Below are 4,649 nucleotides of genomic sequence, written 5' to 3' on the forward strand. Positions count from 1 at the left end.
TCGTGCGTCTTAGCATTTGTAAGGGTCACTTGATCAGGATATGAACAACCCTTCTCAGCAAAAACAAGTTGTAGATGTAATTTTGCTCCTGCTTTTGTCTTTCGAAATTCCGCCCATGGATATCTTTGCAGATTCAATGGTAGCGTACTTGAATCAATAATCTTAAGGGGCATTGTCACTTTTCGTTGATGATTAAAATCCGATTTTTTTAGATATCGGCAACTAACTTAAGAAAAAGAGATCTAAAATTCCGTGGAATTTTATTTAATCGACGCCCTAATTGCGAAAAGCTAATTGATCCAAGATCCGTTTCTTTTTGAAGATTCTCAGAAAATAAAGGGTCACTTAAAGCACGCAAACTCTCTGTTTCGTTTAATTGCGCATAAAATAGTAATTTCAAAAAGCGTTTTGTATATAGCTTTTTGACATAATGGTCTAATTGATAGTTGTTTCGATAGTGTGCGATATTTTGTGTGAACGACCTTAGACTTGTTTTTGAGCATGGAAAAAGGAAGCCTCTTTTAGTAGAATAGAGTTACCAAACAACATTCACAGAAAAGAGGACTTCCTATGAACCATCTTACTACAGATTTAGCTCAAGCTCTAGTTGAAAATCGTGATATTAAAGAATTTTTTCGTGAACATTTAGAACACGCTGTTAATCAATTGCTTCGAAATGAACTAACATGTTTCCTCGATTATGAGCCTTATGATGCCAAAAGCATCAACTCAGGTAATTCTCGAAATGGCTATTACTCACGCAAATTTAATACGGAGTTTGGTGAATTGTCTATTCAAGTTCCTCGTGATAGTGATGGTTTCTTTGAACAACAGACCGTTGCTCCCTATAAACGTAATAGTGAATCGCTCGAAGAAGTTGTGATCCATCTGTATAAAAAAGGGGGGACAACATCAGAAATCGCTGATCTCATGGAGAAAATGTATGGACATCACTATTCTAAACAAACCATTTCTAACTTCACTAAGATCGTTGAAGCTGATATTGAAGCTTATAAATATAGCCCTCTAAACAAGCGATATGTCTGCGTTTATTTAGATGCAACGCACACGCCACTTCGTCGTAAAACCGTTGCCAAAGAAGCTGTTTATATCGCGATTGGCATTGATGAAGATGGGCACAAAGAAGTCCTAGACTTTACAATTGCGCCGACAGAGTCCGCTATGGTATGAGAAGAGTTGATTCAAGGTCTAAAAGCACGTGGTCTTGAAAACGTCTTATTATTCATTTCTGATGGTCTTTCAGGCATGACAGACGCGATTCATCGCGTCTATCCTTACGCCAAACATCAAACATGTCTTGTACACATTGTCCGCAATATTAATGGGAAAGCGCGTATCAGTGATCGCGAAGAGATTGCCGATGACTTCAAGAATATCCATCAAGCGACGGATCTTGAAAGTGCACAAGAGGCTCTCGAAGTCTTTGAAAAGAAATGGCGCCCATCATATAAAAAACTCATCGATAAGATTGTTCAAAACAAACAACTTATCGTCTTTTTGGATTTTCCAGAGTGCATTCAACGCAGTCTTTACTCAACCAATTTGATTGAGGGATTCAACGCTCAAATCAAGCGGTATACAAAGAGAAAAGAGCAATTTCCAAACGAGGAATCCTTAGAACGTTTTCTCGTCTCAATCTTCTTAGATTATAATCAAAAATTTCCGATGCGTTGTCATCGCGGCTTTAAAAAAGCTAAACCAGAAATTATAGAGATGTTCGAAGAACAGCTAGCGAAACAACAAAGTACGCCATCCTTGACTGTGTGACGTGTGACTTTATGAAGAATAATAGGCGGATGGTATAACGATACAAGTGTTTCTAAGCAAGGGGCGGGACCCCGAACCCATCCCCTGAATCACTAAGAAACAGTCACACAATCAAGGACAAGCAGCTGCGCTGTGGCTGAGCGTTCATATATATTTCTAAATTTATACAGTAACTCTGGAACTACAATATAGAGGTTTACACAAAATTCTTGACACTACCAATTAAAGAGTTATATTAAGGATATATTAGATCAAATTAGCACTGGTGTTTATGATGTTTCAATTCCATGAAGTAGATAGATGCATACAAAAAACCCCAGCAGAAGCATCCTACTGGGATTTTGTTTGGAATCTCAATCAAAAATAAAAGAATAACTTTAAAAGTGTCACTTCAGAAATTTATTGGATCTCCAAATAATCAATGAAAGCATCCCATGTTCCGTCATCGGCTGTTACAACAAGTTCGATCGTTTGATTTCCAGTTCCATGGCTAACATTGTCTATTGTATATACCGCAGGATAGCTTCCACCGAAATAAAAGGTTCCCTTATTTTGCCCACCGATTATTAAGTCGACTCTAGCCATCTCTGAATTATCTGAAGCACCACGTAGTGAAAAACTATGAGTGTTGTTCGCGAAATATTGTGTGTAGCTCACAGAATCATTATTAGCATATAAAGCAACTCCATTAAACGGCGAGCTAATATTCCCTGTGTACTGGCCGCCTTTGGTCATATCCTCAGTTTCCACTTTCGTAGTGCTGCCATCGGAGCCGCTGTCCCCGCCGGAGCTACCACCGATAGTAAATGTGTTACTATACACATCAGCACTTCCACTACTTTGATAGCCCTCTACAGTAAGTGCGACTTCATACATGTTACCCATTTGCATACCTAAATTTTCCCATGCTTTAAAGTGTTCGCTAACAGATATAGTTCCGCTCGTGCGCTTTGATGTTCGAACACTCCAATACTGTTTAAAAGTTGCAGTTCCTTTGATAGAAGGTTGGTTAGTTCGTGTTGTCTCATATATGTCATATGTGCCACCGTCAACATTAATGGTACCTTTGTGTGTTCCTGTCGGTCGATAGCTGCCCCAGCTATCAACTATATAAAATTCTACGAGTGGGTCAACTGCCCATCCATAGACAGTTAAATACGAATTGCCGTTTGGCTGGTAGTTCGCCCCGTAGTTTATTGACATATTACCAATTTGTTGGTGCGTCTGTGTCTCATCAAATTTTTTCCCTTTACGGAATAAAATGTTATTAACATTACTCCACTCAGCACTGAAGGTACCACCACTATTTAGAGTCATGATTCCGGAACCACCGCTATCCTTCCAATATTCATAGTCGTATCCGCCATGTGTACCAGTTTCATTACTAGTGACTGCCGCATGTACAATTACTGTAGGTAATATAAGTGCGAAACAAAATACAATTGCTAAAAAGAACATCTTTCTTTTTTGTATCAATTTCAATTTGCAATTCCTCCTTTTTTGGTATAACTAAATTAAAAATCTCCTGAGTTTCTGTATGGCCTTTGTTAGGTCATCTTTTTATTTTTATTCCAACCTAATTACACCTCCATTATAAAATTTATGCTCATTACAAATTATTTATCACCTTTTTCTTGTATGACTTTCACCCGTGAATTTTGAATTTAGTTCAACAAGAACATATCTTCTGCAGTTAGAAGGATTTAGTTTTGAGAGTGTTTATACTATAGCCAGATATATGATAAAAAATATAATGATTATTTAGAGAAGTAACCTTATTAGTTATTCTCTTTTCGTAATCATGCGCACTAACAGGGCAAGGACTTCAAGGGATGCGAGATACAAGTAATTACTGATGCTGAGGTTTGCCACAAGATAAAGCAGGTCTGGAGATTGCAATCGGAGTAGGAACAGATGCTACGACGGAAATAACAGATGTTTTACTAGTAAAAAGTAATCCGAACGATGTGGGGTGAATACATGTCGGTTATCCGAAGTACAATAATAATTTGTTAAATAATTATATTCTTTAGATCGTTGTATATGCATTGCCATTTAAATAGAAGAGAAAAGTTTAAATATTTTACACGAATTTTACACAGTTAAAGTCATAAAACCTATTTAATAAGGCGTTCTGACTTCAACTCGACCCCGACCACCGGTATCAATTATAAGGCTATTATAGCGATGTCCTAGTAAGTTAATCCACATCGGAATTCCGCATTTTGCGCTATATGTAACGTATAATATTCGTGCATCCATGCGAACAGCCTAAGTGTCCCTATCTTTCCTAAACTAACGGAAGGGGAGGGGGTGTGAACTAGACGTTATAGATAAGCTGTTAAATATTGAAATATTACGTTAGATAATACTATGACGATATTTATTAGCGGGGCTCTTTTATATATGTTGGGTTACTAGTGTCGCATAAAAAATTTCAGACTGTTTTAACTATATTCGTAATATTCTGAAATTATATTTTTCTATTAAAAAATCCTTTATAATGGTTGGGGGGAGTAAACCAATCCAAATCCAAAATAAAGGACAAACACATGGATAAGTTTACTGGAAAAAAATCATTTGAACAATGGTTTTCGCAAATTTCTTCAGATTTTTTAGATCTCTTTTTCTTAAGTTAGTTGCCGATATCCAAAAAAATCGGATTTTAATCATCAACGAAAAGTGACAATGCCCCTTAAGATTATTGATTCAAGTACGCTACCATTGAATATGCAAAGATATCCATGGGCGGAATTTCGAAAGACAAAAGCAGGAGCAAAATTACATCTACAACTTGTTTTTGCTGAGAAGGGTTGTTCATATCCTGATCAAGTGACCCTTACAAATGCTAAGACGCACAA

The 4,649-nt window shown here is 37.1% G+C and carries 1 protein-coding gene and 3 pseudogenes; 2 read left to right on the forward strand and 2 right to left on the reverse strand.

Going from position 1 to position 4,649, the window contains the following annotated elements; translation table 11 throughout:
- Positions 1 to 442, reverse strand: a pseudogene (locus JCM19043_RS17920) (DUF4372 domain-containing protein); the annotation flags it as partial.
- A 128-nt stretch (positions 443 to 570) separates the two neighbouring features.
- On the opposite strand from JCM19043_RS17920, the pseudogene JCM19043_RS15430 reads away from it, so the two are divergent.
- Positions 571 to 1,788, forward strand: a pseudogene (locus JCM19043_RS15430) (IS256 family transposase).
- Positions 1,789 to 2,187: 399 nt separating this feature from the next.
- On the opposite strand, the gene JCM19043_RS15435 reads toward JCM19043_RS15430, so the two are convergent.
- Entirely contained in the window at positions 2,188 to 3,264 is a 1,077-nt protein-coding gene (locus JCM19043_RS15435) for a glycoside hydrolase family 11 protein (RefSeq protein WP_062323915.1), read from the reverse strand.
- 1,138 nt (positions 3,265 to 4,402) lie between these two features.
- On the opposite strand from JCM19043_RS15435, the pseudogene JCM19043_RS17025 reads away from it, so the two are divergent.
- Positions 4,403 to 4,649 (forward strand): annotated as a pseudogene (locus JCM19043_RS17025) (IS4 family transposase); the annotation flags it as partial.

The sequence above is a fragment of the Halolactibacillus sp. JCM 19043 genome, assembly GCF_001310395.1.
Classification (GTDB): domain Bacteria; phylum Bacillota; class Bacilli; order Bacillales; family Amphibacillaceae; genus Halolactibacillus; species Halolactibacillus miurensis.